Below are 26,518 nucleotides of genomic sequence, written 5' to 3' on the forward strand. Positions count from 1 at the left end.
TGCTTGGACAGAGTGTTCATCGAGGGACTGGAAGTCGATACCGTCATCGGTGCCTATGACTGGGAGCGGGATATTCGCCAGTGCCTGCGCCTGGACCTGAGTTTCGCCTGGGACAACCGCCCGGCGGCGGCCGGTGACGACCTCAACCTGGCGTTGGACTACGCCAGTGTCTCGGCCCGTATCCAGGCCTTTGCCGAGCAGTCGCGCTTCGAGCTGGTGGAAACCTTCGCCGAGCGTCTCGCGGCGACCTTGATGGAAGAGTTCGGCATCGTGTGGATGCGGTTGAAGCTGACCAAGCCCGGTGCCGTTCCTGCGGCCCGGGGTGGCGTGGGCGTGGAGATCGAGCGCGGATGTCTCTGAGCACGGTTTACCTGGGACTGGGCAGCAATATCGACCGCGAGCGCCACCTGTGCGCCGGGCTTGATGCGCTGGCCGGCATCCTCCAGGACATGCGCTGTTCGGCGGTGTTCGAGAGCCAGGCGGTAGGGATCAAGAGCGGGCCTTTCTTCAACCTGGTGGTGAGCGGGCAGACCGCGCTGCCGCTACTGGAACTGGATCGCCGGCTCAAGTTCATCGAGGCGGAAAACGGCCGCTATGCCCTGGATCGCAAGGGTTTGCCGCTGGATATCGATGTGCTGATGTTCGATCAACTGCACGGTACTTTCGACGGCCTTGTACTGCCGCGCGCCGAAATCCTGAAAAACGCGTTCGTGCTCTGGCCGTTGTCATTGCTCGCGCCCGAGCTGGTGCATCCTGGAGCAGGTCAATCCATGGCCGAGTTGTGGCAGCAGGCGAATATCCAGCAGGAGCTGGCGCCCGTGCCGTTCGAGTGGCGTGGGTTGCAACTGACGCAGCCATTTTAGCCACGACTGCGTTATCCAGAATCTGAAGGCCGTTTCAATGTCGCGGCCTTTTCTCACCTGGCGGTGGCGGTTTGCCGCTGCGACTTGCGCCGCGATCGCCGGCAAAGCCGGTGCCATCCACCGCAGCTCCACAAGGATCGGGCTCGCTGCGCAAGGTCAGCCTTTGTAGCGTGTCAACGCCTGCAAGCGCTCTGCCTTAAGTGCCTCTCCCAATGCCTGTCCGGTCAAACCCTGTGCAACCAAGGGTTTCACATCGACGTCTCGTGCCGCCGACGCCGCGCCTCGCAGGTAGGCGGCCTGTGGATAACGCTCTGCTTGCCGCGCAAGTGCCTCCATCTCGCAGGCGGCGATGAAGTCTTCGAAACGCTGCGGCCTGCGATACACGTCGAACTTCTGCAGAAGCTCCAGCAATGCCGCTGCTTCCAGCTCCATTGCGCGATGCGCCAGAGGCAGGCACTCACCAACCAGCAGTGCCAGTTCCTGGCATTCACGTGGCGCCTTGAAGCGCTGGTTTACAGCTTTCAGTTGTGAGGTGTCCCGAACGCCTTGCAGCAGGCAGGCCCAGCGCACGTGCAGTGGCTGCCGATGCTCTGCCGCCTGTTGCAGCGGGGCGAGTGCCTGCGGGCTGGGGTCGAGCTCCGGCATCAGTTGTTGCAGCGCGCCGCAGTCGCGCAGCACTTCGATGAACACCTGTGGCTGCGCTTCCATCAGCGCACGTTCGATCTCTTTCCAGCTCCGTTCGGCAGTCAGTGCCTGCAGTTCGCCGCTGGTGCTGATCTGGCGCATGAGTTCAAGGGTTTCATCGGCGACGTGAAAGCCCAGCGGCGCATAGCGCGCGGCAAAGCGGGCAACCCGCAGCACTCGCAAAGGATCTTCGGCGAATGCCGGGGAAACATGGCGAAGAATGCGTCTATTCAGATCAACTTTGCCATGGTAGGGGTCGTGCAGATTGCCTTGGTCGTCCTCGGCCATCGCATTGATGGTCAGATCGCGGCGTATCAGATCTTCCTCGAGTGTGACTTCGGGGCTGGCGTGAAAGGTGAATCCGCCATAGCCGCGACCGCTCTTGCGCTCGGTGCGCGCCAGGGCGTATTCCTCGCCGGTTTTCGGGTGGATGAAGACGGGGAAATCCGCGCCTACCGGGCGAAAGCCCAGGGCCTGCATTTCTTCGACCGTGGCGCCGACTACCAACCAGTCGATATCGCTGACCGGGCGCCCGAGCAGGCGGTCGCGAACCGCGCCGCCAACTTTATAGATGTGCATGTACAACCTCCGTGACTGCCGACAGCATACCTTGTCGGCAGTCACGAGGTCTCAGAGGTGGTGGATGACGGCGAGATCCATGCGGCCGTAGTCGCCTGGTTCCCCATGCTCGCCACGGGGCGGCATATGGTGGGTTTTCACCACCTGGTCACCCTGTACGGTCTCCAGGTGTATGTCGAAGCCCCACAGGCGGTGCAGATGCTTGAGCACTTCCTCGGTGGAGTCGCCCAGCGGTTTGCGGTTGTGCTGCTGGTGGCGCAGGGTGAGCGAGCGGTCGCCGCGGCGGTCGATGCTCCAGATCTGCACGTTGGGCTCGCGGTTCCCCAGGTTGTACTGCGCCGCCAGTTGTTCGCGGATGACGCGATACCCCGCCTCGTCGTGGATGGCCGGTACCAGCAGGTCGTCGCGCTGGTCGTCGTCGAGGATGCTGAACAGTTTGAGGTCGCGGATCACCTTGGGGGAAAGGTACTGAAGGATGAAGCTCTCGTCCTTGAAGCTGCTCATGGCGAACTTGATGGTCGACAGCCAGTCGCTGCCGGCGATTTCCGGGAACCAGCGGCGATCCTCTTCCGTTGGGTGCTCGCACATCCGGCGGATATCCGTGTACATGGCAAAGCCCAGGGCATAGGGGTTGATGCCGCTGTAGTAGGGGCTGTCGAAGCCGGGCTGGAACACCACGCTGGTGTGCGATTGCAGGAACTCCATCATGAAGCCGTCGGTGACCAGGCCTTCGTCATACAGGTCGTTCATCAGGGTGTAGTGCCAGAAGGTTGCCCAGCCTTCGTTCATCACCTGGGTCTGGCGTTGCGGATAGAAGTACTGCGCGATCTTGCGCACTATCCTTACCACCTCACGCTGCCAGGGTTCGAGCAGCGGCGCGTGTTTTTCGATGAAGTACAGGATGTTTTCCTGAGGTTCGGCAGGGAAGCGCGCGTCGTCCTTTTCGCCGCCCTTGTCAGCACCCTTCGGGATGGTGCGCCACAGGTCGTTGATCTGCCGCTGCAGGTGTTCCTCGCGCTCCTTCTGGCGCCGGCGCTCTTCCTCGGCGGAGATGGGGTATGGCCGCTTGTAGCGGTCGACGCCGTAGTTCATCAGGGCATGGCAGGAGTCGATGAGGTCCTCCACCGCATCGATGCCATGGCGTTCCTCGCACTGGGCGATGTACTGCTTGGCGAATACCAGGTAATCGATGATCGAGCTGGCGTCGGTCCAGGTGCGGAACAGGTAGTTGCCCTTGAAGAAGCTGTTGTGCCCGTAGCAGGCGTGGGCGATCACCAGCGCCTGCATGCAGATGGTGTTTTCTTCCATCAGGTAGGCGATGCAGGGGTCGGAGTTGATGACGATCTCGTAGGCCAGGCCCATCTGCCCGCGGCTGTAGGACTTCTCGGTGCTGAGGAATTGTTTGCCGTAGGACCAGTGGTGATAGCCCAGCGGCATGCCCACCGAGGCGTAGGCATCCATCATCTGCTCGGCAGTGATCACCTCGATCTGGTTGGGGTAGGTGTCCAGCGCATAGCGCGCGGCCAGGCGGCTGATTTCCCGGTCGTAGGTCTGGATCAGCTCGAAGGTCCATTCCGAGCCGGTGGAAATGGGTTGGCGTCTCTGTGCTCTGGCGGTCATGTGGCTAACCTGCGCTGGAAGAGTTCACGGAAGACCGGGTAGATGTCACCGGCCGAGACCAACTGTTGCTGGGCGAAGGTGTCGGGAAACGCCTCGCCGATACGTTCGTACTCGTACCACAGTGCCTGATGCTCGCGGGGGGTGATCTCGACGTAAGTGTAGTACTGCACGTGCGGCATGATCTGCTTGGTCAGGATATCGCGGCAGATAGGGGAGTCGTCGTTCCAGTTGTCGCCATCCGACGCCTGGGCCGCATAGATGTTCCAGTCGCTGGCCGGATAACGCTCGGCCATGATCTCCTGCATCATTTTCAGGGCGCTGGAGACGATGGTGCCGCCGGTCTCGCGCGAGTAGAAGAACTCTTCTTCATCCACTTCGCGGGCGCTGGTGTGATGGCGGATGAATACCACCTCGATGCGTTCGTAGTTACGCTTGAGGAACAGGTACAGCAGGATGAAGAAGCGCTTGGCGATATCCTTGGTGGCCTGGGTCATGGAGCCGGAGACGTCCATCAGGCAGAACATCACCGCCTTGGAACTGGGGTTGGGCTGCTTGACCAGCAGGTTGTACTTCAGGTCGAAGGTGTCGAGGAAGGGCAGGCGGTTGATGCGTGCCTTGAGACGCACGATCTCGGCTTCGACTTCCTGGATGTCGGTGAAGTTATCGGGTTCCTCGACTTTCAGCCGCTCCAGTTCCTTTTGCGCTGCGCGCAGCAGGCCGCGGCTGCTGCCGGTCAGGGCGATGCGCCGGGCATGGGCCGAGCGCAGTGTACGCACGATGTTGATGCGCGACGGATTGCCCTCGTTGGCGATACCAGCGCGTACGGTCTTGAAGGTGTCGGCACCGGTCAGGTGACGCTTGACCAGGTTGGGCAGCTCCAGGTCCTCGAACATGAACTCGAGGAATTCTTCCTGAGTGATCTGGAAGACGAATTCGTCCATGCCCTCGCCGGAATTACCGGCCTTGCCGCGTCCGCCACCGCCACCACCGCCTTGCGGACGGGCGATATGTTCGCCTGCGGTGAATTCCTTGTTGCCCGGATGAACGATGGTCTGCTTTCCGCCACGGCCGTGATGCAGCACCGGTTCGTCGATATCGCGCCCGGGAATGCTGATCTGCTCACCATGCTCCATGTCCATGATGGAGCGGCGGCTGACCGCCTCTTCGACGGCCTTCTTGATGTGCTCACGGTACCGGCGCAGAAAGCGCTGGCGGTTGACCGTGCTCTTGTTCTTGCCGTTCAGGCGTCGGTCGATTACGTAGCTCATGGGGCCTCCGCTAAGAGCAGCTGCAAGCGTCAAGCTGCGAGACACAGCAGCCACCAGCACTGCAAGCCGAGGCGCAGACCTGACGGTCGCGCCGTACAGCTTGCAGCCTGTGGCTGACAGCTTGTCGCTTTATTGCGATTTCCTGACCCGCAGGTACCATTCCGACAGCAGGCGCACCTGTTTGTCGGTGTAGCCACGTTCCACCATCCGCGTGACGAAGTCGTTGTGTTTCTGTTGGTCTTCCTTGCTTGCCTTGGCGTTGAAACTGATGACTGGCAGCAGGTCTTCGGTGTTGGAGAACATTTTCTTCTCGATCACCACCCGCAGCTTCTCGTAGCTCAGCCAGCTTGGGTTCTTGCCGTTGTTGTTGGCGCGGGCACGCAGCACGAAGTTGACGATTTCGTTGCGGAAGTCCTTCGGATTGCTGATGCCGGCCGGTTTCTCGATTTTCTCCAGTTCTTCGTTGAGGGCGATCCGGTTGAGGATTTCGCCGGTTTCCGGGTCGCGGTATTCCTGGTCCTGAATCCAGAAGTCTGCGTACAGCACATAACGGTCGAAGATGTTCTGGCCGTATTCGCTGTAGGACTCCAGGTAGGCGGTCTGGATCTCCTTGCCGATGAACTCGATGTAGCGCGGTGCCAGGTATTCCTTGAGGTAGCGCAGGTAGCGTTCGCGCACCTCGGCCGGGAATTGCTCCTGTTCGATCTGCTGTTCGAGCACATAAAGCAGGTGCACCGGGTTGGCCGCGACTTCGTGCGGGTCGAAGTTGAACACTTTGGAGAGGATCTTGAAGGCGAAGCGGGTCGACAGGCCGTTCATGCCTTCGTCGACGCCAGCGGCATCACGATACTCCTGGATCGACTTGGCCTTTGGATCGGTATCCTTGAGGTTTTCGCCGTCATATACCCGCATTTTCGAGTAGATGTTCGAGTTTTCCGGCTCTTTCAGGCGTGAGAGCACGGTGAACTGGGCGAGCATCTTGAGGGTGTCGGGCGCGCAATGGGCCTTGGACAGCGAGCTGTTGACCAACAGCTTGTCGTAAATCTTGATTTCGTCGCTGACCCGCAGGCAGTAGGGCACCTTGACGATATAGATCCGGTCGATGAACGCCTCGTTGTTCTTGTTGTTGCGGAAGGTGTGCCACTCAGACTCGTTGGAGTGGGCCAGCAGGATGCCCGAATAGGGAATTGCCCCCAGGCCCTCGGTGCTGTTGTAGTTGCCTTCCTGGGTGGCGGTGAGCAAGGGGTGCAGGACCTTGATCGGTGCCTTGAACATCTCCACGAACTCCATCAGGCCCTGGTTGGCCCGGCACAGGGCGCCCGAGTAGCTGTAGGCGTCGGCGTCGTTCTGCGGGAATTCCTCGAGCTTGCGGATATCCACCTTGCCGACCAGTGCGGAAATGTCCTGGTTGTTCTCGTCGCCGGGTTCGGTCTTGGCGATAGCGATCTGGTTGAGGATCGAAGGGTACAGCTTGACCACGCGGAACTTGCTGATATCGCCGCCATATTCCTGAAGACGCTTGGTCGCCCAGGGCGACATGATGGTGTTCAGGTAGCGCCGCGAGATGCCGTACTCCTCTTCGAGGATGGCGCCGTCTTCGGTGGCGTTGAACAGGCCCAGTGGCGACTCGAATACGGGCGAATCCTTGATGGCGTAGAACGGCACTTTCTCCATCAGCTGCTTGAGTTTCTCGGCCAGGGACGATTTGCCGCCGCCTACCGGGCCCAGCAGATAGAGGATCTGTTTCTTCTCTTCCAGGCCTTGGGCGGCGTGGCGGAAGTATGAAACGATCTGGTCGATGCACTCTTCCATGCCGTGGAAGTCGGCAAAGGCCGGATACCGGCGGATCACCTTGTTGGAGAAGATCCGCGACAGTCTGGAGTTGCTCGAGGTGTCGATCAGTTCCGGCTCACCGATGGCCAGCAACAGCCGTTCAGCGGCCGATGCGTAGGCACTGCGATCCTCTTTGCACAGCTCGAGGTACTCCTGCAGCGAGAGTTCTTCCTGGCGCGTTGACTCGAAACGTTGTTGGAAGTGGCTAAAAATGCTCATGACGTCACCTCGCTCGATACGTGGAGACGACGCCGGATCAGTCAGCTGATGCTGGCATGCAAGCGGCTTTCACCGAATGCTGTTTACCCCCCAGAACACCTTGGAACGCTACCGATGACCCGCACGCCGGTGTACCGGCTCTCCCCTTTTTTGGATGGCCTGCGCTTAAGGATAGTTGGTAATACGCAAGGTCAAGGGCGAGGGGCCGAGAAGTTGCTTCCGACCGTTCGTCAGGTAAGGCGCAAGCCCGCATGTGACGCGGGCTTGAGGGGAAATGAAAAAAATTATTCGGCGTCGCCCTGGGCGGTTTCGGCCGGATAGGTAGCGCGCCACAGCTCGAAGCCGCCGTCGACGCTGTAGACCTCAGAGAAGCCCTGGCCCACCAGGTAGGCGGCGGCACTCTGGCTGGAGTTACCGTGATAGCAGACCACCAGCGTCGGCGCGTCGAGGTCGGCGTTGCGGATGAAGTCGGCCACCGAATGGTTATCCAGATGGCGGGCGCCGGTGATATGGCCGGCAGCGAAGGCCTGGGGATCGCGAATGTCGACCACCACCGCACCTTGTGCACGCAAGGCCAGGGCCTGTTCCGGAGGGATGCGCTTGAATTCGCTCATGGGTACGTTTTCCTTCAGGTTCGGTCGTTGATTCTAGTGGGTTCCGGTGCCGTACGTACGGTGCCTTCGTCGGTGCAGTCGCAGCGGTGGTATTGGCCGCTGTCCAGGTTGTACAGGGTCATGGCGCCGCCCCATACGCAACCGGTGTCCAGGGCGATGACGCTCGGCTCTTCGACGTTGCCTTCGAGGGCGGCCCAATGGCCGAAAATGATCTTCACGTGGCGCGAGCGACGGTCCTTGTGGGCGTACCAGGGCTTGTAGCCCTTGGGGGCGCTGTCCAGGCCTTCCTTGCTCTTGAGGTCGAGCTTGCCGTCGGTGGTGCAGAAACGCATGCGGGTGAAATAGTTGGTGATGACCCGCAGGCGCTCGACGCCGCTGAGGTTCTTGCTCCACTTGTTCGGTTCATTGCCATACATGCCGTCGAGGTAGAGCTTGAGGCGGTTGTCGTCGCGCAGCACCTCCTCCACCTCTGCTGCCAGCTCCAGGGCCTTGCCCAGCGTCCACTGGGGCGGGATGCCGGCGTGAGCCATGGCGATACCCCGGGCCTCGTCATAGTGCAGCAGCTTCTGGCGGCGCAGCCAGTCGAGCAACTGATCGGCGTCTGGTGCCTCGATGATCTCGCGCAGGGTGTCACTTTTCTTCAGGCGCTCGATGTTATGCCAGGCTGCGAGCAGGTGCAGGTCATGGTTGCCGAGCACGCAGACCAGCGACTCGCGCATCGCATACAGGTAGCGCAGGGTTTCGAGCGATTCCGGGCCACGGTTGACCAGGTCGCCCACCAGCCACAGGCGATCGACCTTGGGATCGAAGTTGACGCGTTCGAGCAAGCACTTGAGCGGTTGCAGGCAGCCTTGCAGGTCACCGACGGCGTAGGTGGCCATCAGTGCAGAGCTCCAGGCACAGCCAGGCGGAACGGCGCGATCTCGGCGTCGAAGCGGGTACCGTCTTCGGCGAACATCTGATAGCTGCCTTGCATGGTACCGACGCGAGTGCTGATGACTGCGCCACTGCTGTAGGTATAGCTCTGCCCAGGGTCGATGGTCGGTTGTTGGCCAATGACGCCATCGCCGCGCACTTCTTCGACGGCACCGTCACCGTTGGTGATCAGCCAGTGGCGCGCCCTCAGCTTGGCCTTGAGCGTGCCGTTGTTCGACACCGTGATGGTGTAGGCGAAGGCGAAACGGTTGTTCTCTGGGTCGGATTGCTCTTTGAGGAAGCGGGTCACGACGCTGACGTCGATCTGGTAGCGGGGGTCGGACATGCAAGGGCCTTGGGCGAACGGGAGCATTAACGCGATTGTCGCAGTCTAGGCCATTGAGAGGGGGAAGGGCCAGCGGTGGGCGCTGTCATCGGTGTGGGGTACTTAGCGGGTAAACCCGCCCCCAGGAGAGGGGCGGGTTGCCCGCGAAGGGGCAGGAAGGGCCGAGTCAGCCTTGCTGCAGTGCCAGTTGATCAGCCAGGCGCACGAAGGCCGCCAGGTCCAGCTGTTCAGGGCGCAGGCTGCCATCGACGCCAGCCGCCTCGATGGCCTGGCTGTCGAGCAGCCCCTTGAGTGTGTTGCGCAGGGTCTTGCGGCGCTGGTTGAACGCTTCGCGCACCACGCGCTCGAGCAGTGCCGGGTCCTTGGCCGGGTGCGGCAGCACTTCGTGCGGCACCAGGCGGACGATGGCCGAATCCACTTTCGGTGGCGGATTGAACGCGCCAGGGCCGACATTGAACAGATGTTCCACGCGGCAGTGGTACTGCACCATGATCGACAGGCGTCCCCAGTCCCCGCCGCCCGGACCTGCGGCCATGCGCTCGACCACTTCTTTCTGCAGCATGAAATGCATGTCGCGGATCAGTCCGGCGTGAGCCAGCAGGTGGAAGATCAGTGGCGTGGAGATGTTGTAGGGCAGGTTGCCGACGACTTTCAGGCTGCGCGGCGGCACGCCCAGGGTATTGAAATCGAACTTGAGGGCATCGCCCTGGTGCAGGCGGAAATTGTCGCGGTCGGCGAACTTGTGCTGGAGGATGGGCACCAGGTCCTTGTCCAGCTCGACCACGTCGAGTTGTGCGCCGCTGCCCAGTAGGCCCTCGGTCAGGGCGCCCTGGCCCGGGCCGATTTCCAGCAGGTGCTCGCCGGCCTTGGCGTTGATCGCCCGCAGGATGCGGTCGATGATGCCGGCGTCGTGCAGGAAGTTCTGGCCGAAGCGCTTGCGCGCCCGGTGTTGGTAGTGCTCGTTCATGGTCGGTTCTCGGCCATCTGGTAGGCGGTTTCCAGGGCGACGCGCAGGCTGCCGGTGTCGACCTTGCCGCTGCCGGCCAGGTCCAGGGCAGTGCCATGATCGACCGAGGTACGGATGATCGGCAGGCCCAGCGTCACGTTGACTGCGGCGCCGAAGCCCTTGTACTTGAGTACGGGCAGGCCTTGGTCGTGGTACATCGCCAGCACTGCGTCGCAGTGCTCCAGGTATTTGGGGGTAAACAGGGTATCGGCCGGCAATGGACCGTGCAGGTCCATGCCCTCGGCGCGCAGGCGCTCGAGCGCGGGCTCGATGATGTCGATTTCTTCACGGCCAAGGTGGCCGCCTTCGCCGGCATGCGGGTTGAGGCCGCAGACCAGGATGCGTGGTTGGGTGATGCCGAACTTGTCGCGCAGGTCGGCATGCAGGATGCGCGTGACGCGCTCCAGGCGTTCGGCGGTGATGGCGTCGGCGATGTCGCGCAGCGGCAGGTGCGTGGTGACCAGCGCCACACGCAGACCGTGGGTGGCGAGCATCATCACCACCTGGGCCGTCTGGGTGAGGTCGGCGAGGAACTCGGTATGCCCGGAGAAGGCGATACCGCTCTCGTTGATCACGCCCTTGTGCACCGGGGCGGTGATCATCCCGGCGAAGTCACCTTTCAGGCAGCCTTGGCCCGCGCGGGTCAAGGTCTGCAGGACGAAGGCCGCGTTGCGTGAGTCCAGTTGGCCGGCAGTTACAGGCGTTGCCAGCGGCGTGTCCCACACGTAGAGGCTGCCTGCGGGTGCCGGTTGGTCTGGCCAGGCATCCGGCGACACCGACAGCAGCGTAACCGACAGCCCCAGCTGCGCGGCCCGCTCGGCGAGCAGGTCACGGCTGGTGATGGCGATCAGGGGGTGCGGCTGAGGCTCTGCGGCGAGCAGCAGGCACAGGTCTGGACCTATGCCGGCCGGCTCGCCGGGGGTGACGGCGAAGCGCAGGGGCTTCACTGGGTCGCCTGGTCGGCGCCAGGCAGCTTGATCTCAACGTAGGCTTCGTCGCGGATCTGGCGCAGCCAGGTCTGCAGCTCTTCGTCGTATTTACGGTTGCGCAGTACGTTCAGGGCCTGCTGCTCGCGGGCCTGTTCGGTGCTGTCGGTAGCGCGACGACCGAGTACTTCCAGCACATGCCAGCCGTACTGGGTGCGGAACGGCTTGGTCACGACGCCTTGCTCGGCGTTGGCCATCTGCTCGCGGAATTCCGGTACCAGGCTGTTCGGGTCGACCCAGTTCAGGTCGCCGCCGTTGAGTGCGGAGCCTGGATCTTCCGAGAAGCTTTTCGCCAGTTGGGCGAAGTCTTCGCCATTCTTGATGCGATCGTACAGTCGTTCAGCCAGTTGCTCGGTCGCCGCATCGCTGCGGATCTCGCTGGGCTTGATCAGGATATGACGTACATGGACTTCGTCGCGCAGTACGCTTTCGCTGCCACCGCGCTTCTCCTCGAGCTTGAGGATGATGAAGCCGTTGGGGATGCGAATCGGCTGGGTGATGTCACCGATGGACATGCTGCTGAGCATCTTGGCGAAGTCAGGTGGCAGTTGGCCGGCCTTGCGCCAGCCCATCTCGCCGCCTTCCAGGGCGTTTTCGCTGGCCGAGCGGGCGATGGCCAACTGGCCGAAGTCGGCGCCCTGGCGCAGTTGCTGGTAGACCTCGCCAGCCTGGCGTGCCGCGGCCTGGATAGCGTCCGAATTGGCGCTTTCCGGGGTCGGAATCAGGATGTTGGCCAGGCGGTATTCTTCCGACATCTGCATCTTGCCCAGGTCGGAGTTGAGGAAGTTCTTCACTTCCTGCTCGGACACCTGGATGCGCTCGGCCACGCGACGCTGGCGAACGCGGCTGATGATCATCTCGCGCTTGACCTGATCACGGGCGTCATCGAACGACAGACCATCGTGAGCGAGGGCAGCACGGAACTGATCCAGCGACATGCCGTTGCGCTGGGCGATGGTGCCGATGGCCTGGTTGAGTTCTTCGTCGGTGATACGAATGCCCGAGCGCTCGCCGATCTGCAGTTGCAGGTTCTCGACGATCAGGCGTTCCAGCACCTGCTGTTCCAGGGCGCCGGCAGGCGGCACGCCACCGCCGCGCTTGGCGATGGTCTGCTGCACTTCGTGTACGCGCTGGTCCAGCTGGCTCTGCATGACCACGTCGTTATCGACGATGGCCACCACGCGGTCCAGGGGTTGCGGCGCGGCATGCACCGCACCGCTCAGCATTACGGCGCCCAGCATCAGCGGGCGCAGACGATCAATAAGCTTGCTCTTCACGGGTACGGTAACCTTGAATGCCTTGGTCCAGGAACGATTCGACCTTGTTGCCCACGACGCCGCCGAGGCCTTTGAGGACGATCTGCAGGAATACGCCGTGGTCGCCCTTTTCGTTCTGCGGCAGGGCCTGACTGAAGTCGTCGGTGTCGAGCCAGTAGCGGTTGATCAGGCGCAGCTTCCAGCAGCAGCTGTCGTACTCGAAACCGCCCATCGCTTCGAGGGTGCGGTTGCGGTTGTAGTCGTGCTGCCAGCGGGCAATGACGCTCCATTGCGGCACGATCGGCCAGATGACCGAGAAGTCGTGCTGCTGGATCTTGTAGTAATCCTTGATGTAGCCCGGCTGGCCAGGTGTGCCGTAGTCACCGCCGCCGACTTTCCACAGACCGGTCAGGGAGTCGTAGGTAATGGTGTCGTTACGGTAGCGATAGCCGGCGTTGATCACTTTGTTCGGGTTGTCTTCAGGCTGGTAGTGGAACATCGCGCTGCCCGAACGGGTGCTGCGGCTGTCTGGATCCCAGTTGAAGTCCGAATTGAAGCGCCAGTCGCGGTTGAAGGCGTACTGATACACCAGAGCGTATGGCGAAACGTTCGACTTAGCGTCATCGCGCTCGCGGTAGTTGATACCTGGCAACTGCACTTTGCGGTCTTCGAAGTAGTACGCCTGGCCGATGCTGAAGCGTTGGCGCTCGAAGCCGTTTTCCTCGATCCAGCGAGTCGTCACGCCCAGCGACAGCTTGTTCTCGTCGCCGATACGGTCGATACCGCTGAAGCGGTTATCGCGGAACAGCGAGTCGTAGCTGAACAGGGTTTCGCCGGAGTCGAACAGCGGGATGTCCTTCTGGTCCTTGTTAGGGACATAGAGGTAGAACAGACGTGGTTCGAGGGTCTGGCGATAGTTGGTGCCGAACAACGAGGTGTTGCGGTCGAAGTAGAGGCCGCTGTCGACGCTGAAGATCGGGATGTCGCGGTTCAGCGAGCTGTGGTAGCTGCCGTACGCAGGGTTTGCCGACTGAGCGATTGCCTGGGCTTTGCCTTGGCTGTCTAGATCGAGATCGTAGCTGGTGTAAGCGTACTTGAGCTTCGGCGTGATGTAGCCATAGCTGGCTTCCATCGGCAGGCTCATCGCTGGGGCGATATTCAAGCGGGTGCCGTTCGCTCGAGCGATGCCAGATACGTTTTCGTCCAGACGACGTCCAGGAAATCCGGTGCTGTCATCCGGGAGCCCGTCTTTGTTTCGTACGAAATCATTCTTCAGATTACGATCAAAGCGCACAGCCTCGGTATCGTAAGAGAAATCGAAGCCAGCAGGATGGTATGGCAGCATCCCGTTAACGGTAATCTGCGGCAGGCGATCATAAGGCGTGATCTGCGAAATGGTGGCCATTTCGTACGCATGTACGTTCAACCGCGCATTGTAAGTGTCGCCCCGGTACGTCAGCGCCCCTTGCTGGTTGATGAAGTCACGCTTCTGCACACCGATCTGGTCGGACTCCAGGTCCTGGAAGTAGAACGGGTCGCTGATGTCGGTGTAGTCCACCTCGGTCATCAGACGCTCGTCCAGGCCGCCCTTGTGCTGCCAGTTGACCATCCAGCGTTCTTTCTTGTAGTCCGTCTGCAGCTTGCGGTCGTCGTCCTCGTCGTTGAGGTACGCGCCGCCGAACTGACCTTCGCTCGACTTGGTCAGGTAGCGGAATTCGCCTTCCATCAACAAGCCGCGCTTGGCCATGTAGCGAGGGTACAAGGTGGCGTCGTAGTTCGGCGCCAGGTTGAAGTAGTACGGCGTGACCAGCATGAAGCCGGTGTCGCTGCTGGTACTGAACGACGGCGGCAGGAAGCCGGACTGGCGACGGTCGTCGATCGGGAAGTAGATGTACGGTGTGTAAAACACCGGAATATCCTTGACCCGAAGGGTGACGTTGGTGCCGGTACCGAAGCCGGTTGCCGGGTTCAGGGTGATGTTGTTGCCCTTGAGCTGCCATGCGTTGCTGCCCGGCTCACAGGTGGTATAGGTACCGTCCTTGAGGCGGATGATGGCGTTTTCTGCACGCTTGGCGTACAGGGCCGAGCCGCGGATGTGCGACTTGTGCATCACGTATTCGGCGTTGTCGACCTTGGCTTCGCCAGTATCGAGCTGGACTTCGGCCTGGTCGCCCACCACCAGCGTACCGTTGTCGCGAATCTTGACGTTGCCCTTGAGCTCGCCGCGGTTCTCGGTCTGGTAGAGGTTGGCTTCGTCGGCTTCGGCCTGCATGCTGCCCTGGCGCATGACCACGTCACCGGCCAGGGTAGCGATCTGCTGCTCCTGCTGGTACTTGGAGACCTTGGCGTTGAGGTAGGTCGGCGACTCGTCCTTGGGCGTGGAGTCGTTCATGCCCGGACGGATCGGCTCGATGTACGCGCCGCCGCAATACGGGCCGGTCTCGGCCAGTTGCGCAGCGGTGAGCTTCTCGCGGGGCACCCAGTCCAGATGGCTGTAGTCTTCGCTGCGCGATTTCAGCGCGCGGCCCTTGCTCTCGGTGACCAGCACCGGCTTGGGCTCGGCACTGCCAGCCGCCTCGGCGGTCTGGGCCTCGGTGCCGCCACTGAGCGCGGCACCATCGTGCACAGGGCGCGGCGGCAGAGTGCTGGCAGCGGTCTTGGGCTTGCAGTCCCAACCACCGGCGGCGGACACTTGGCAGTCGAACTGCTCGGCAGCCACCACGTACGATGTGGCCAGAGGTTGCAGGGCCAGCAGACCGCCAGTCACCAGCAATGGAAACTTTCTACGAAACGCGGGGGATTTCAATGCCATCTTATTAGTCCGGGCTTCCTGCGTGCCATCTGCCCGCGTGTGGGGCCGCACGCCTCTCGATGGTCTGAAAAAGATGCTGGATAATAAAGCATGACCCGCTTGACGGCTAGGGGCCGTCGGAGACCCTTGTAATGCCTGATCATGATGTACGCCTGCAACAGCTGACTGTGTGGCTCGAACAACAGCTTCAGAATCTTTTCCAAGAAAACGCCTGGGGCGACGTGCCTGCGGGCAGCCTGACCGCCGCCAGCAGCGACGCGAGCTTTCGTCGCTACTTCCGCTGGGAGGGCGGCGGACACAGTTTCGTGATCATGGATGCGCCACCGCCGCAGGAAAATTGCGCACCTTTCGTCGCCATCGACCACTTGCTGGCCAGCGCGGGTATCAACGTGCCGGTGATCCATGCCCAGGACCTGGAGCGTGGCTTCCTGCTTTTGAGCGACCTGGGGCGCAAGACATATCTGGAAATCATCGGCGACGACAATGCCGATGCCCTGTTCGCCGATGCCATTGACGCGCTGCTGGCCCAGCAACAACTGCCGATGCAAGCGCCGCTGCCGAGCTACGATACCGCCTTGCTGCGCCGCGAGCTGGAGCTGTTCCCCGAGTGGTATGTCGGGCGTGAACTGAAACTGGCGTTCAGCGAAGCGCAGCAAGCCAGCTGGCAGCGCATCAGCCAGCAACTGATCGACAGCGCCCTGGCCCAGCCCAAGGTCCTGGTGCACCGCGACTACATGCCGCGCAACCTCATGCACAGCGCCCCCAACCCGGGCGTGCTGGACTTCCAGGACGCCGTCTACGGCCCGGTGACCTACGACATCACTTGCCTGTTCAAGGATGCCTTCCTCAGTTGGCCGCAAGCACGTTTCGATGGCTGGTTGCGCAGCTACTGGGACAAGGCGCAGGCCGCAGGGATTCCGGTGCAGCCTGAGTTTGAAGAATTCCAGCGTGCCAGCGACCTGATGGGCGTACAGCGCCACCTCAAGGTGATCGGCATCTTCGCCCGCATCTGTCACCGCGATGGCAAACCGCGCTACCTCACCGACGTGCCGCGTTTCTTCGCCTATATAGATGAAGTGATCGCCCGTCGCCCTGAGCTGGCCGAACTCGGTCAACTGATCGGCGAACTCAAGACTGGGGCACACCCATGAAAGCGATGATCCTGGCGGCAGGCAAGGGCGAGCGCATGCGCCCGCTGACCTTGCACACCCCCAAACCCCTTGTGCCTGCCGCGGGCAAGCCGCTGATCGAGTACCACCTCGAAGCTCTGGCCAGGGCGGGGGTGAGCGATGTGGTGATCAACCATGCCTGGCTCGGGCAGCAGATCGAGGATCACCTGGGCGATGGCAGCCGCTTCGGTCTGAGCATCAGCTATTCGCCCGAGGGCGAGCCGCTGGAGACCGGCGGCGGCATCTTCAAGGCGCTGCCGCTGCTGGGGGATGCGCCGTTCCTGCTGGTCAACGGTGACGTCTGGACCGATTACGACTTCAAGCGCCTGTTTCAACCGCTTCAGGGCCTTGCGCACCTGGTGCTGGTGGACAATCCGGGGCATCACGGGCGTGGCGACTTCCGTCTCGACGGCACGCACGTCGTCGATGGCGACGACGCTCCCGGCACCCTGACGTTCAGTGGCCTGTCGGTACTCGACCCGAAGTTGTTCGAAGGCTGCCAGCCCGGCGCCTTCAAGCTCGCGCCGCTGCTGCGCCAGGCAATGGCGGCCGGGCAGGTGACAGGTGAGCATTATCCTGGGCAGTGGATCGACGTCGGCACTCTCGAGCGCCTGGCCGAGGTCGAGCGCCTGATCGGCGAGCGTGCCTGACATGTGGTGGCCGAGCACAGTGATTGGTGCCGGAGCCGGTTTTGCCGTGGCCAGCATTCCTGGCGCCTTGCTGGGCGCCTTGCTGGGACAGGCCATGGACCGACGTCTGCGCCTGCAGGGATGGGATGATGTGCGCGAGCGCCTGGGTGGGCGTCCGGCCTTGCGCGACGAAGAGTTGCTGTTCGTGCTGTTGGGGCGTCTGGCCAAGAGTGATGGGCGAGTCGCAGAGGGGCATATCTATCAGGCACGTCAGGAAATGACCCGCCTGGACCTTGCGGAGCCCGCCCGCTTGCGGGCGATCGCGGCATTCAACCGCGGCAAGTCGGGCAAGGACCGTCTGGGGCAGTACCTGCGCCGTATCGGCCAGCAGCCCCACGGCGCCGAAGGTACGCTGCGGGCGTGCTGGCGCATGGTCTGGGCCGATGGCAAGGCGGGGCGGCACGAGCGTGAACTGTTGCTGGACTGGGGCCAGCAATTGGGCATGAGCCGTAACCAGGTGCAGGCCTTGTCCCAGGAGTACGAGCCGAACCGTTCTGCGGTCGAGGGCGGGGTGATGACCTATGCCGCGGCGCTGCGACTGCTGGGCGTCGAGGCCGATACCGACGGTGATCGGATCAAGCAGGCCTATCGCCGACTGGTCAGCCGGCATCACCCGGACAAGCTGGTCGGTAGTGGTGCAAGCGCGGCTCGGGTGCGTGAAGCGACCGAGCGCACGCGTGAGTTGCATCAGGCTTATGCCCTGATTCGCAAGCGGCGGGGGATTTGAGGGGCAGGGTGCGGTGGTGAATTCGTCGCGGGCAAGTCGCAGCGGCGAACCGCTGCTCCCACAGGGGGCAACACACCCAGCCCCTTACTGCGCTTCCTGCGGCATCAACCATCCCCGCACCCGACGGAACAGCTGCTCTTGCTCCGCTGCCCTGGCACCCGGCATGGCAATCAGCGACAGCTGCCGATACTGGCTGTCCTTCTCGCGCTTGCTGGCTTGCAGGCGCAGCTTGGCGGCGTTCTGATCGCGGGTGCGGGTCATGACGTAGATGTCGGCGGTGGGCACTTTGAGCGTCGGCACCAGGCTTTCCAGGTCGTGCTCGACCCGTGCCGGTGTCTGCGCCGAGATCAGTGCCAGCTTCTGCACCTGTGGTGGCTGTTTCTCGCTCACATAGCGCGCCGCCCAGTACGCCCCGCTGCCATGGCCGATCAAGACGATGCTGTGGGCATTCTGCTGCTGGGCGAAGGCCACGGCAGCATCGAGGCGGGCGAAGATGCGGGTGGCGTCGGCGGAGTCGTTCTGCTCGTCGGCCTGCACGGCGTCGGTGCCCTGCGCGGTATCGGCATCGGCCGCCGTGGCCTGGGCGACATTGGCGTTGGCGTCGTCCGGCGTATCCTTGGCCGGGGCGCTGGTGCCCTTGCCCTCTACCTTGTCGGGCTGGGCGGCGGGTGTGTCGGTGGCGCGTGCCTGCGGGCTGTCGGCCAGCAGATCGGGCAAGCTGATGCTCAGGCTGTGCCAGCCGACATCGGGAAACTTGTTGCGCAGCGGGCCGACAGCATTGGGCCAGTCGGCGGTTTCGCCGGCACCGGGCACGATGATCACGGCGCCTTTCGGGGCGCTGTCGTTGGCCGGTTTCCACAATGCCAGAAAGTTTTCGCCGTCGGCCTGCAGGGTCTTCTGCTCGGCCTTGGGCACCAGGCGTTCCAGAGCCTGGGCGTCTTCCTGGCTGCGTTCGGCAAGGGGCGCGCGCACGGCAGTGGTTTCAGCCGGCGCGGCAGGTTTGTCGGGGTCGGCGGCATGGGCCGCGAGCGGTAGGGCCGAGGCCAGGCAGAACATGGCCAGCGTCGTGCGATAAAGTATGAACATGGATCAACCCAAGGCCAGAATGATACCGGCAGCCTAATAGTATTTGCCCGCGACGGCCACGCAGATGGCCGTCATTTGCCAAGACGAGCGTATCGATGAAGCGAATGCGTTGCCTGTTGGTTATCGGCTGGTTGTGCCTGCCCTTGATCGCCCTTGCCAAAGCCCCGGCACCCCCGTCGGTGGTGCTCGAGCCTGCGCAGCAGCAATGGCTCGACAGCCATCGCAGCCTGCGCGTGGGGCTGGTGCTGCAAGCACCCTATGCTCAGTTCGACCGGCGCCTGCAGCAGTTGTACGGGGCCAACGTCGAGCTGGTGAGTTGGCTGGGGCGGGCTCTGAATCTGGACCTGACCTGGCGAAACTTCCCAGACCAGGCTGCTTTGGAGCATGCGTTGCAGGCTGGCGAGATCGATTTTGCTCCAGGCCTTGCTCAAACCCCGGCAAGCCTGCGCCTGTGGCTGTTCAGCGACCCCTACATGCGTGTGCCGCAATTGCTGGTTGGCCTGCGCAGTGGTGCGCTGGCGGTCGACTTGGAGCAGCTTGGCGCCAGCGACCGGGTGGCCGTGCGCATGCCAAGCAGCCTGGCCGATTACCTGCGTGGCAACTTCGCCAATCTCAACCTGCAGGGCGTGCCCAATGAGCGCGAGGCGCTGCAACTGGTGCTGGGTGCGCAAGCCAGCTACGCCGTGCTCGACGAGGCGCAGCTCAGTCGCCTGTCGCGCGAGAGCGAATTCGGCGACCTGGTGGTCGTGGGCGATATTGGCCTGCCGCAGTTGCTGCGTATCGGCTCGCGCCGCGATTGGCCGCTGCTGGCCGACGTGCTGGAGCGCGGTCTGCAGGCGATGCCTGCCAAGGAACTGGAGCAGTTGCACCAGCGTTGGTTGCAACCGAAGTACCCGCGCCTGAGCGAGTCGGCGGGGTTCTGGCAGAACCTTGCGTTGTTGTTCGGCTTGTTGCTGCTCTGCGCGCTGGCCACCCTGGCGATGCAGCGTCGCCAGCAGCGCCGACTCGAGCGGAGCCTGCTGAGCGTGCGCGAGAGCCTGCTCGAACGCCAGGCCCGTGAAGAGGCACTGCGGCTGAGCCAGTTTTCCATCGACCAGAGCACCGTTGGCATCCTCTGGGTGCATTGGGACAGCCATATTCGCTACGCCAATCATGCTGCCGAGCGCATGCTCGGCCATGGCGAGGGCGAACTGCTCGAGCGACCGCTGATCGATATCGAGCCGAGCCTGCACATGGACCGCTGGCTGGAGTTGTGGAAGCGTGCGCGCACGGGCGACAGTGGGGCGCAAGCGTTCGAGACCCTGTGCCGTCGTGCCGATGGCAGCTTGCTGCCGGTGGAGCTGTCACTGAGCTTCCTGCGTTTTCGGGATGCCGAATACCTGGTGGTGTTCATCACCGATGTCACCGAGCGCCGCCGCGCCCTGGCGGCCCTGCGCGAGAGCGAGGCGCGGCTCAAGGGTATCGCGGGCAACGTGCCGGGCCTGGTCTTTCGCCTGGAGCGTGATCCTGCCGAGGGCGAGCCGGAGTTTCCCTATGTCAGTGAGGGCAGCGAGGCGCTGGTCGGCTATGCCCCCGCCCAGATTCAGCAGGCGGACATGGGGCTGCGCAATCTGGTCCACCCCGATGACCGCGCCGACTATCACCGGGTCCAGGACCTGGCGCTGGCCAATGACCGCGACTGGTCCTGGCAGGGCCGCATTCTCACCCGCGAAGGTCTGCAGCGCTGGGCCGACATCAAGGCCAGCGCCCGGCGTCAGGCCGATGGCCGGGTGGTGTGGGACGGCATTGTCTGGGATATCACCCAGAGCAAACGGGTCGAGCTGGAACTGGCGCGCTCCCAGGAGCAACTGCGTGAGTTGTCGGCACACCTGGAGAGTGTGCGTGAGGAGGAGAAGGCGCGGATCGCCCGTGAAGTGCACGATGAGCTCGGGCAGATGCTCACTGTGCTCAAGTTGGAAGTTTCGATGTGCGAGCTGGCGTTCGCCGAGCTCGACCCGGGGCTCAACGAGCGACTTACCAGCATGAAGCGACTGATCGCCCAGTTGTTCCAGCTGGTGCGCGATGTGGCCACGGCGTTACGTCCGCCGATCCTCGATGCCGGGATCGCCTCGGCCATCGAATGGCAGGCCCGGCGCTTCGAGGCGCGCACGCAGATTCCCTGCCTGGTGCAGGTGCCGGATAATCTGCCAGCATTGAGCGATGCCAAGGCCACTGGACTGTTCCGCATCCTGCAGGAGGCGCTGACCAATGTCATGCGCCATGCCAGGGCGCACACGGTGCAAATCGAGCTCAAGCATGAAAATGACTGGCTACGCATGACGGTGATCGACGACGGTGCCGGCTTCAGCCCCGCTCAGTCACGCCCCACCTCGTTCGGCCTGGTCGGCGTGCGTGAGCGGGTGCTGATGCTGGGCGGCAGCATGACCCTGGAAAGCGAGCCGGGCGAGGGCACCAGCCTGAGCGTGGCCATCCCTCTTTATTAGGAGAAACACCTTGATTCGAGTGCTGGTGGCTGAAGACCACACCATCGTCCGCGAGGGCATCAAGCAATTGATCGGCCTGGCCAAGGACATGCTGGTAGCGGGCGAGGCCGGCAATGGCGAGCAGTTGCTCGAAACGCTGCGCCATACCCCCTGCGAGGTGGTGCTGCTGGATATCTCGATGCCGGGCGTCAACGGCCTGGAGGCGATTCCGCGGATCCGCGCGCTGAACAGTCCGCCAGCCATCCTGGTGCTGTCGATGCACGACGAAGCACAGATGGCTGCACGCGCGCTCAAGGCGGGGGCGGCAGGCTATGCGACCAAGGATAGCGACCCGGCGCTGCTGCTGACTGCGATCCGCCGCGTTGCCGGTGGTGGTCGCTACATCGACCCGGTGCTGGCCGACCGCATGGTCTTCGAGGTGGGCCTGACCGAGACCCGGCCGCTGCACACACTGCTGTCGGAGCGTGAGTTCTCGGTGTTCGAACGCCTGGCCCAGGGTGCCAACGTCAACGACATCGCCCAGCAGCTGGCGCTGTCGAGCAAGACCATCAGTACCCACAAGGCGCGGTTGATGCAGAAGCTCAGGGTCAATTCGCTGGCGGAGCTTGTGAAGTACGCCATGGAGCACAAGCTGGTCTGATTGCGACATGCATCTGTGGGAGCGGGCTTGCCCGCGAAAGGTCCCTGCCTGTCGATCTCTGTGTCTGTGTCGACCTCTTCGCGGGCAAGCCCGCTCCCACAGAGTTGGAGGTGTCGGGATGAGGAGTATTCCAATCGCGTCATCCTTGTAGGGCAATCCCTACAACAACTCTTCCATCTGGATGATGGCATTCTCTCAGCACCCCCGATTTCCGGGGCTTTGCCGTTCTTCTAGTCTTTTGCCTACGCAGTCATTCCAACAAGAAGGTGCAGGGCATGAGCGAGGCGAATTCGAACGAGACGCTGGTCAGCTTCCGTGGTGTGCAGAAGAGCTACGACGGCGAATCGCTGATCGTCAAGGACCTCAACCTCGACATCCGCAAGGGCGAGTTCCTCACCCTGCTCGGCCCTTCCGGTTCGGGCAAGACCACCAGCCTGATGATGCTGGCCGGTTTCGAGACCCCCACCGCCGGTGAGATCCAGCTGGCCGGGCGCTCGATCAACAACGTGCCACCGCACAAGCGCGACATCGGCATGGTGTTCCAGAACTATGCGCTGTTCCCGCACATGACCGTCGCCGAGAACCTGGCTTTCCCCCTGAGTGTGCGCAACCTGAGCAAGACCGACATCAGCGAGCGGGTCAAGCGTGTGCTCAACATGGTCCAGCTCGACAGCTTCGCCAAGCGCTACCCCGGCCAGCTTTCCGGCGGTCAGCAGCAGCGTGTGGCGCTGGCGCGAGCGCTGGTGTTCGAGCCGCAACTGGTGTTGATGGACGAGCCGCTCGGGGCGCTCGACAAGCAGTTGCGCGAACACATGCAGATGGAGATCAAGCATATCCACCAGCGCCTGGGCGTGACCGTGGTCTATGTCACCCACGACCAGGGCGAGGCGCTGACCATGTCCGACCGCGTGGCGGTGTTCCACCAGGGCGAGATCCAGCAGATCGCCGACCCGCGCACCCTCTACGAAGAGCCCGCCAACACCTTCGTCGCCAACTTCATCGGCGAGAACAACCGCATCAACGGAACCCTGCTGGCGCGCAACGGCGAGCGCTGCCAGGTGCAACTGGCACGTGGCGAGAAGGTCGAGGCGCTGGCGGTGAACGTCGGCCAGGCCGGCGAGCCGGTGACCCTGTCGATCCGCCCGGAGCGCGTGCGTCTCAACGGCCACAGCGAGCATTGCGTCAACCGTTTCTCCGGCCGCGTGGCCGAGTTCATCTATCTGGGCGACCACGTGCGGGTGCGCCTGGAAGTCTGCGGCAAGGCCGACTTCTTCGTGAAGCAGCCAATCGCCGAGCTCGACCCGGCCCTGGCCGTGGGCGATGTGGTACCGCTTGGCTGGCAGGTGGAGCACGCCCGTGCGCTCGACCCGATTGCCGGAGCCCACTGATCGATTGCTTCACCAACCCTGTACTGTGGAGAGAATAATAATGCGCAAGCAGTTGAAACTGACCGCCCTGGCCCTGGGGCTGTTTACCGCGGGGCAGGCCCTGGCCGCGGACCTCACCGTGGTGTCGTTCGGCGGTGCCAACAAGGCGGCCCAGGTCAAGGCGTTCTACGAGCCGTGGGAAAAGGCCGGCAAGGGCAAGATCGTCGCCGGGGAGTACAACGGCGAGATGGCCAAGGTCAAAGCCATGGTCGATACCAAGAGCGTGTCGTGGGACCTGGTCGAGGTGGAGTCGCCAGAGCTGGAGCGCGGTTGCCAGGAAGGCCTGTTCGAGGAACTCGACCCCGCGCCGTTCGGCAACGCGGCCGACTACGTACCCGGTGCGATCCAGGGCTGCGGCGTAGGCTTCTTCGTGTGGTCCACGGTGCTGGCCTACAACGCTGACAAACTCCAGACCGCGCCCACCAGCTGGGCCGATTTCTGGGACACCAAGAAATTCCCGGGCAAGCGCGGCCTGCGCAAGGGCGCCAAGTACACCTTGGAATTCGCCCTGATGGCCGACGGCGTAGCGCCCAAGGATGTGTACTCGGTGCTGCAGACCAAAGCCGGTGTAGACCGAGCCTTCAAGAAGCTCGACGAGCTCAAGCCGAACATCCAGTGGTGGGAAGCCGGCGCCCAGCCGCCGCAGTACCTGGCCTCGGGTGACGTGGTCATGAGCTCGGCCTACAACGGCCGGATCGCTGCGGTACAGAAGGACAGCAACCTGAAGGTGGTGTGGAACGGCGGGATCTACGATTTCGACGCCTGGGCCATTCCGAAGGGTGCGAAGAACGTGGAAGAGGCGAAGAAGTTCATCGCCTATACCGTGCAACCGGCACAGCAGAAGATCTACTCCGAGAACATCGCCTACGGCCCTGCCAACTCCAAGGCCATCGAACTGCTGTCGGACGATGTGAAGAAGGACATGCCAACCACGCCCGAGAACATCGCCAACCAGGTGCAGATCGACGTGGCCTTCTGGGCCGACAACAGCGAGCAGTTGGAGCAACGCTTCAACGCCTGGGCTGCGAAGAAGTAACGCGCCTCAAAGGAGCGCCGGGGTTTGACCGGCGCTCCCTCGTTTTCTGTGTTTTTCGGAGTTCACCATGGCCATTGCAGTGCCCCTGAATGAAGGCGCAGGTCCAAGTCTCAAGCAGCGCCTCAAGCGCGCCGAACGGGTCAACCGCTGGAAGGCCCAGGCGTTGATCGCGCCGCTGGCGCTGTTCCTGCTGCTGGTGTTCCTCGTGCCGATCGCCGCACTGTTGTACAAAAGCGTCGAAAACCCTGAGGTGGTCGCAGGCCTTCCGCGCACCGTCGACGCCGTGTTGCAGTGGGACGGCAAGAGCCTGCCCGACGAGGCGGTGTACAAGGCCCTCAGCGAGGACCTGGCCGAATCGCGCAAGAATCAGACCCTGGGCGAGCTTTCCAAGCGCCTGAACATGGAGCTGGCCGGCTACCGCAGCCTGCTGTCCAAGACAGCACGTGCACTGCCGTTCAAGACCGAACCGGCTTCCTATAAAGACGCCCTGCAGACCCTTGATGAGCGCTGGGGCGACCCGGCCTACTGGCAGGCAATTCGCCGTAACACCAGCGAGGTGACACCTTTCTATCTGCTGGCCTCGCTGGATCACCGCATCGATGATCTGGGCGAACTGGCCAAGACCACCCCTGACCAGGCCATTTATCTGGACATTTTTGCCCGCACCCTGTGGATGGGGGTGGTGATCACCGTGATCTGCCTGGTGCTGGCTTATCCACTCGCCTACCTGCTGGCCAACCTGCCGACCCGGCAGAGCAACCTGTTGATGATCCTGGTGTTGTTGCCGTTCTGGACTTCGATCCTGGTGCGGGTGGCGGCGTGGATCGTGTTGTTGCAGTCTGGCGGCCTGATCAACAGCGCGCTGATGGCCATTGGCATCATCGATCAGCCGTTGGAGCTGGTGTTCAACCGCACCGGGGTCTACATCTCCATGGTGCACATCCTGCTGCCATTCATGATCCTGCCGTTGTACAGCGTGATGAAAGGTATTTCGCCCAGCTACATGCGTGCGGCGATCTCGCTGGGCTGTCATCCGTTCGCCAGCTTCTGGCGGGTGTATTTCCCGCAGACCTACGCTGGTGTCGGCGCCGGCTGCCTGCTGGTGTTCATCCTTGCCATCGGCTACTACATCACCCCCGCCCTGCTGGGCAGCCCGAACGACCAGATGGTCAGCTATTTCGTCGCCTTCTACACCAACACCAGCATCAACTGGGGCATGGCCACGGCCCTGGGCGGGTTGCTGTTGCTGGCAACCGTGCTGCTGTACCTGATTTATAGCTGGCTGGTCGGCGCCAGCCGCCTGCGCCTGAGCTGAGGAGCCTTGTCATGCTGAACCCTTACATGTCGCCCGTGGAGCGGGTCTGGTTCTACAGCCTGCGCATTCTCTGCGGCCTGATCCTGTTGTTCCTGGTCTTGCCGGTGCTGGTGATCATTCCGCTGTCGTTCAACAGCGGCAGCTTCCTGGTGTATCCGCTGCAAGGCTTTTCGCTGCAGTGGTACCAGGACTTCTTCGCCTCTGCCGAGTGGATGCGCGCGCTGAAGAACAGCATCATCGTCGCTCCGGCGGCCACGGTACTGGCCATGGTGTTCGGCACCCTGGCCGCGATCGGCCTGACCCGCGGCGACTTCCCCGGCAAGTCGCTGGTGATGGCGCTGGTGATTTCGCCGATGGTGGTGCCGGTGGTGATCATCGGTGTGGCCAGCTACTTGTTCTTCGCGCCGCTGGGGATGGGTAACAGCTTCATTTCGTTGATCCTGGTGCACGCGGTGCTGGGCGTGCCGTTCGTGATCATCACCGTGTCGGCGACCCTTCAGGGGTTCAACTACAACCTGGTGCGCGCCGCGGCCAGCCTCGGCGCCTCGCCCTTGCTGACCTTCCGTCGGGTGACCTTGCCGCTGATTGCGCCGGGCGTGATTTCCGGAGCGCTGTTCGCCTTTGCCACGTCCTTCGATGAGGTGGTGGTGACGCTGTTCCTCGCTGGCCCAGAGCAGGCCACCTTGCCGCGGCAGATGTTCAGTGGCATTCGCGAGAACCTGAGCCCGACCATTGCGGCGGCGGCCACGTTGCTGATTGCGTTTTCGGTGATCCTGCTGCTGACCCTGGAGTGGTTGCGCGGGCGCAGCGAGAAGTTGCGGACCCAGCAGCCGGCCTGATCCTGCGGCGGCTGCACCGGCCTCATCGCGGGGCAAGCCCGCTCCCACAGTTGCCCCGCGATGAGGCCGGTACAGACAACCCCGGTTCCGTGCACCGTTCGACACC

General features: G+C 62.8%; 23 protein-coding genes. 11 read left to right on the plus strand and 12 right to left on the minus strand.

Going from position 1 to position 26,518, the window contains the following annotated elements:
- The first annotated feature begins 3 nt into the window (after positions 1-3).
- Positions 4-360 carry a dihydroneopterin aldolase gene (gene folB / locus AB688_RS04305; RefSeq protein WP_054892212.1) on the plus strand — a complete coding sequence of 119 codons (357 nt, stop codon included), beginning with the start codon at positions 4-6 and terminating at the stop codon, positions 358-360.
- Complete coding sequence (gene folK, locus AB688_RS04310) at positions 351-863, plus strand: 2-amino-4-hydroxy-6-hydroxymethyldihydropteridine diphosphokinase (protein ID WP_063542410.1); 513 nt, start codon at positions 351-353, stop codon at positions 861-863. Before folB ends, folK begins: the two co-directional genes overlap by 10 nt.
- A 156-nt stretch (positions 864-1,019) precedes the next feature.
- On the opposite strand, the gene AB688_RS04315 is transcribed toward folK, so the two are convergent.
- From AB688_RS04315 to AB688_RS04365, 11 genes are all read right to left on the minus strand, one after another.
- Positions 1,020-2,126: a multifunctional CCA addition/repair protein gene (locus AB688_RS04315; protein ID WP_063542412.1), complete on the minus strand. Its 1,107-nt coding sequence runs from the start codon at positions 2,124-2,126 to the stop codon at positions 1,020-1,022.
- 51 nt (positions 2,127-2,177) lie between these two features.
- A complete protein-coding gene (locus AB688_RS04320) occupies positions 2,178-3,746 on the minus strand; it encodes a SpoVR family protein (RefSeq protein WP_063542414.1) in 1,569 nt (522 codons plus the stop codon).
- A complete protein-coding gene (locus AB688_RS04325) occupies positions 3,743-5,014 on the minus strand; it encodes a YeaH/YhbH family protein (RefSeq protein ID WP_054892216.1) in 1,272 nt (423 codons plus the stop codon). The genes AB688_RS04320 and AB688_RS04325 overlap by 4 nt, the downstream gene beginning before the upstream one ends.
- A 129-nt stretch (positions 5,015-5,143) precedes the next feature.
- Positions 5,144-7,066 carry a PrkA family serine protein kinase gene (locus AB688_RS04330; RefSeq protein WP_054892217.1) on the minus strand — a complete coding sequence of 641 codons (1,923 nt, stop codon included), beginning with the start codon at positions 7,064-7,066 and terminating at the stop codon, positions 5,144-5,146.
- 284 nt (positions 7,067-7,350) lie between these two features.
- Complete coding sequence (glpE, locus tag AB688_RS04335) at positions 7,351-7,680, minus strand: thiosulfate sulfurtransferase GlpE (protein WP_063542416.1); 330 nt, start codon at positions 7,678-7,680, stop codon at positions 7,351-7,353.
- A 14-nt stretch (positions 7,681-7,694) separates the two neighbouring features.
- The gene (locus AB688_RS04340) at positions 7,695-8,561 is read right to left on the minus strand and encodes a symmetrical bis(5'-nucleosyl)-tetraphosphatase (protein ID WP_054892219.1); all 867 of its coding nucleotides are present in this window, start codon (positions 8,559-8,561) and stop codon (positions 7,695-7,697) included.
- Positions 8,561-8,941 (minus strand): Co2+/Mg2+ efflux protein ApaG, encoded by a 381-nt coding sequence (gene apaG, locus AB688_RS04345; RefSeq protein ID WP_054892220.1) that lies wholly within the window; start codon positions 8,939-8,941, stop codon positions 8,561-8,563. Before apaG ends, AB688_RS04340 begins: the two co-directional genes overlap by 1 nt.
- Positions 8,942-9,107: 166 nt before the next feature.
- Positions 9,108-9,908, minus strand: a complete 801-nt coding sequence (rsmA, locus tag AB688_RS04350; protein ID WP_063542418.1) for a 16S rRNA (adenine(1518)-N(6)/adenine(1519)-N(6))-dimethyltransferase RsmA — start codon at positions 9,906-9,908, stop codon at positions 9,108-9,110.
- A complete protein-coding gene (gene pdxA / locus AB688_RS04355) occupies positions 9,905-10,894 on the minus strand; it encodes a 4-hydroxythreonine-4-phosphate dehydrogenase PdxA (RefSeq protein WP_063542420.1) in 990 nt (329 codons plus the stop codon). The genes rsmA and pdxA overlap by 4 nt, the downstream gene beginning before the upstream one ends.
- Positions 10,891-12,210, minus strand: a complete 1,320-nt coding sequence (gene surA / locus AB688_RS04360) for a peptidylprolyl isomerase SurA (RefSeq protein ID WP_054892223.1) — start codon at positions 12,208-12,210, stop codon at positions 10,891-10,893. Before surA ends, pdxA begins: the two co-directional genes overlap by 4 nt.
- Positions 12,191-15,001, minus strand: a complete 2,811-nt coding sequence (locus AB688_RS04365) for an LPS-assembly protein LptD (RefSeq protein ID WP_063542422.1) — start codon at positions 14,999-15,001, stop codon at positions 12,191-12,193. The genes surA and AB688_RS04365 overlap by 20 nt, the downstream gene beginning before the upstream one ends.
- 131 nt (positions 15,002-15,132) lie before the next feature.
- Between AB688_RS04365 and AB688_RS04370 the strand changes: the two genes are divergently transcribed.
- From AB688_RS04370 to AB688_RS04380, 3 genes are read left to right on the plus strand one after another with little or no spacing between them, the layout of a single operon-like run.
- Entirely contained in the window at positions 15,133-16,152 is a 1,020-nt protein-coding gene (locus AB688_RS04370) for an aminoglycoside phosphotransferase family protein (protein WP_063542424.1), read from the plus strand.
- Positions 16,149-16,820: an N-acetylmuramate alpha-1-phosphate uridylyltransferase MurU gene (gene murU / locus AB688_RS04375; RefSeq protein WP_063542426.1), complete on the plus strand. Its 672-nt coding sequence runs from the start codon at positions 16,149-16,151 to the stop codon at positions 16,818-16,820. The genes AB688_RS04370 and murU overlap by 4 nt, the downstream gene beginning before the upstream one ends.
- Position 16,821: 1 nt before the next feature.
- The gene (locus AB688_RS04380) at positions 16,822-17,586 is read left to right on the plus strand and encodes a TerB family tellurite resistance protein (RefSeq protein ID WP_063542428.1); all 765 of its coding nucleotides are present in this window, start codon (positions 16,822-16,824) and stop codon (positions 17,584-17,586) included.
- 84 nt (positions 17,587-17,670) lie between these two features.
- Here the strand turns inward: AB688_RS04380 and AB688_RS04385 are convergent, their stop codons facing one another.
- Positions 17,671-18,672, minus strand: a complete 1,002-nt coding sequence (locus AB688_RS04385) for an alpha/beta hydrolase family protein (protein ID WP_054892228.1) — start codon at positions 18,670-18,672, stop codon at positions 17,671-17,673.
- Between the two features lie 95 nt (positions 18,673-18,767).
- On the opposite strand from AB688_RS04385, the gene AB688_RS04390 reads away from it, so the two are divergent.
- The 6 genes from AB688_RS04390 (at position 18,768) to AB688_RS04415 (ending at position 26,412) form a co-directional block, all read left to right on the plus strand.
- Positions 18,768-21,155, plus strand: coding sequence for a PAS domain-containing sensor histidine kinase (locus tag AB688_RS04390; protein WP_063542430.1), 2,388 nt, complete (start codon positions 18,768-18,770; stop codon positions 21,153-21,155).
- A 10-nt stretch (positions 21,156-21,165) separates the two neighbouring features.
- Positions 21,166-21,795 carry a response regulator transcription factor gene (locus tag AB688_RS04395; RefSeq protein ID WP_063542432.1) on the plus strand — a complete coding sequence of 210 codons (630 nt, stop codon included), beginning with the start codon at positions 21,166-21,168 and terminating at the stop codon, positions 21,793-21,795.
- Between the two features lie 275 nt (positions 21,796-22,070).
- Positions 22,071-23,183, plus strand: coding sequence for an ABC transporter ATP-binding protein (locus tag AB688_RS04400; RefSeq protein WP_063542434.1), 1,113 nt, complete (start codon positions 22,071-22,073; stop codon positions 23,181-23,183).
- Between the two features lie 40 nt (positions 23,184-23,223).
- Positions 23,224-24,258: an ABC transporter substrate-binding protein gene (locus AB688_RS04405; protein ID WP_054892231.1), complete on the plus strand. Its 1,035-nt coding sequence runs from the start codon at positions 23,224-23,226 to the stop codon at positions 24,256-24,258.
- A 67-nt stretch (positions 24,259-24,325) separates the two neighbouring features.
- Positions 24,326-25,573: an ABC transporter permease gene (locus AB688_RS04410; RefSeq protein WP_063542436.1), complete on the plus strand. Its 1,248-nt coding sequence runs from the start codon at positions 24,326-24,328 to the stop codon at positions 25,571-25,573.
- Positions 25,574-25,584: 11 nt separating this feature from the next.
- Positions 25,585-26,412 carry an ABC transporter permease gene (locus AB688_RS04415; RefSeq protein WP_063542438.1) on the plus strand — a complete coding sequence of 276 codons (828 nt, stop codon included), beginning with the start codon at positions 25,585-25,587 and terminating at the stop codon, positions 26,410-26,412.
- Positions 26,413-26,518 lie beyond the last annotated feature (106 nt).

Source organism: Pseudomonas putida (assembly GCF_001636055.1).
Taxonomy (GTDB): Bacteria; Pseudomonadota; Gammaproteobacteria; order Pseudomonadales; family Pseudomonadaceae; genus Aquipseudomonas; species Aquipseudomonas machongensis.

Bases quoted from the DNA above. Each gene is read 5' to 3' on its own strand.
- folK (WP_063542410.1), top strand. From the start codon at position 351: ATGTCTCTGAGCACGGTTTACCTGGGACTGGGCAGCAATATCGACCGC.
- AB688_RS04315 (WP_063542412.1), bottom strand. From the start codon at position 2,126: ATGCACATCTATAAAGTTGGCGGCGCGGTTCGCGACCGCCTGCTCGGG.
- AB688_RS04320 (WP_063542414.1), bottom strand. From the start codon at position 3,746: ATGACCGCCAGAGCACAGAGACGCCAACCCATTTCCACCGGCTCGGAA.
- AB688_RS04325 (WP_054892216.1), bottom strand. From the start codon at position 5,014: ATGAGCTACGTAATCGACCGACGCCTGAACGGCAAGAACAAGAGCACG.
- AB688_RS04330 (WP_054892217.1), bottom strand. From the start codon at position 7,066: ATGAGCATTTTTAGCCACTTCCAACAACGTTTCGAGTCAACGCGCCAG.
- glpE (WP_063542416.1), bottom strand. From the start codon at position 7,680: ATGAGCGAATTCAAGCGCATCCCTCCGGAACAGGCCCTGGCCTTGCGT.
- AB688_RS04340 (WP_054892219.1), bottom strand. From the start codon at position 8,561: ATGGCCACCTACGCCGTCGGTGACCTGCAAGGCTGCCTGCAACCGCTC.
- apaG (WP_054892220.1), bottom strand. From the start codon at position 8,941: ATGTCCGACCCCCGCTACCAGATCGACGTCAGCGTCGTGACCCGCTTC.
- rsmA (WP_063542418.1), bottom strand. From the start codon at position 9,908: ATGAACGAGCACTACCAACACCGGGCGCGCAAGCGCTTCGGCCAGAAC.
- AB688_RS04365 (WP_063542422.1), bottom strand. From the start codon at position 15,001: ATGGCATTGAAATCCCCCGCGTTTCGTAGAAAGTTTCCATTGCTGGTG.
- AB688_RS04370 (WP_063542424.1), top strand. From the start codon at position 15,133: ATGCCTGATCATGATGTACGCCTGCAACAGCTGACTGTGTGGCTCGAA.
- murU (WP_063542426.1), top strand. From the start codon at position 16,149: ATGAAAGCGATGATCCTGGCGGCAGGCAAGGGCGAGCGCATGCGCCCG.
- AB688_RS04380 (WP_063542428.1), top strand. From the start codon at position 16,822: ATGTGGTGGCCGAGCACAGTGATTGGTGCCGGAGCCGGTTTTGCCGTG.
- AB688_RS04385 (WP_054892228.1), bottom strand. From the start codon at position 18,672: ATGTTCATACTTTATCGCACGACGCTGGCCATGTTCTGCCTGGCCTCG.
- AB688_RS04390 (WP_063542430.1), top strand. From the start codon at position 18,768: ATGAAGCGAATGCGTTGCCTGTTGGTTATCGGCTGGTTGTGCCTGCCC.
- AB688_RS04400 (WP_063542434.1), top strand. From the start codon at position 22,071: ATGAGCGAGGCGAATTCGAACGAGACGCTGGTCAGCTTCCGTGGTGTG.
- AB688_RS04405 (WP_054892231.1), top strand. From the start codon at position 23,224: ATGCGCAAGCAGTTGAAACTGACCGCCCTGGCCCTGGGGCTGTTTACC.
- AB688_RS04410 (WP_063542436.1), top strand. From the start codon at position 24,326: ATGGCCATTGCAGTGCCCCTGAATGAAGGCGCAGGTCCAAGTCTCAAG.
- AB688_RS04415 (WP_063542438.1), top strand. From the start codon at position 25,585: ATGCTGAACCCTTACATGTCGCCCGTGGAGCGGGTCTGGTTCTACAGC.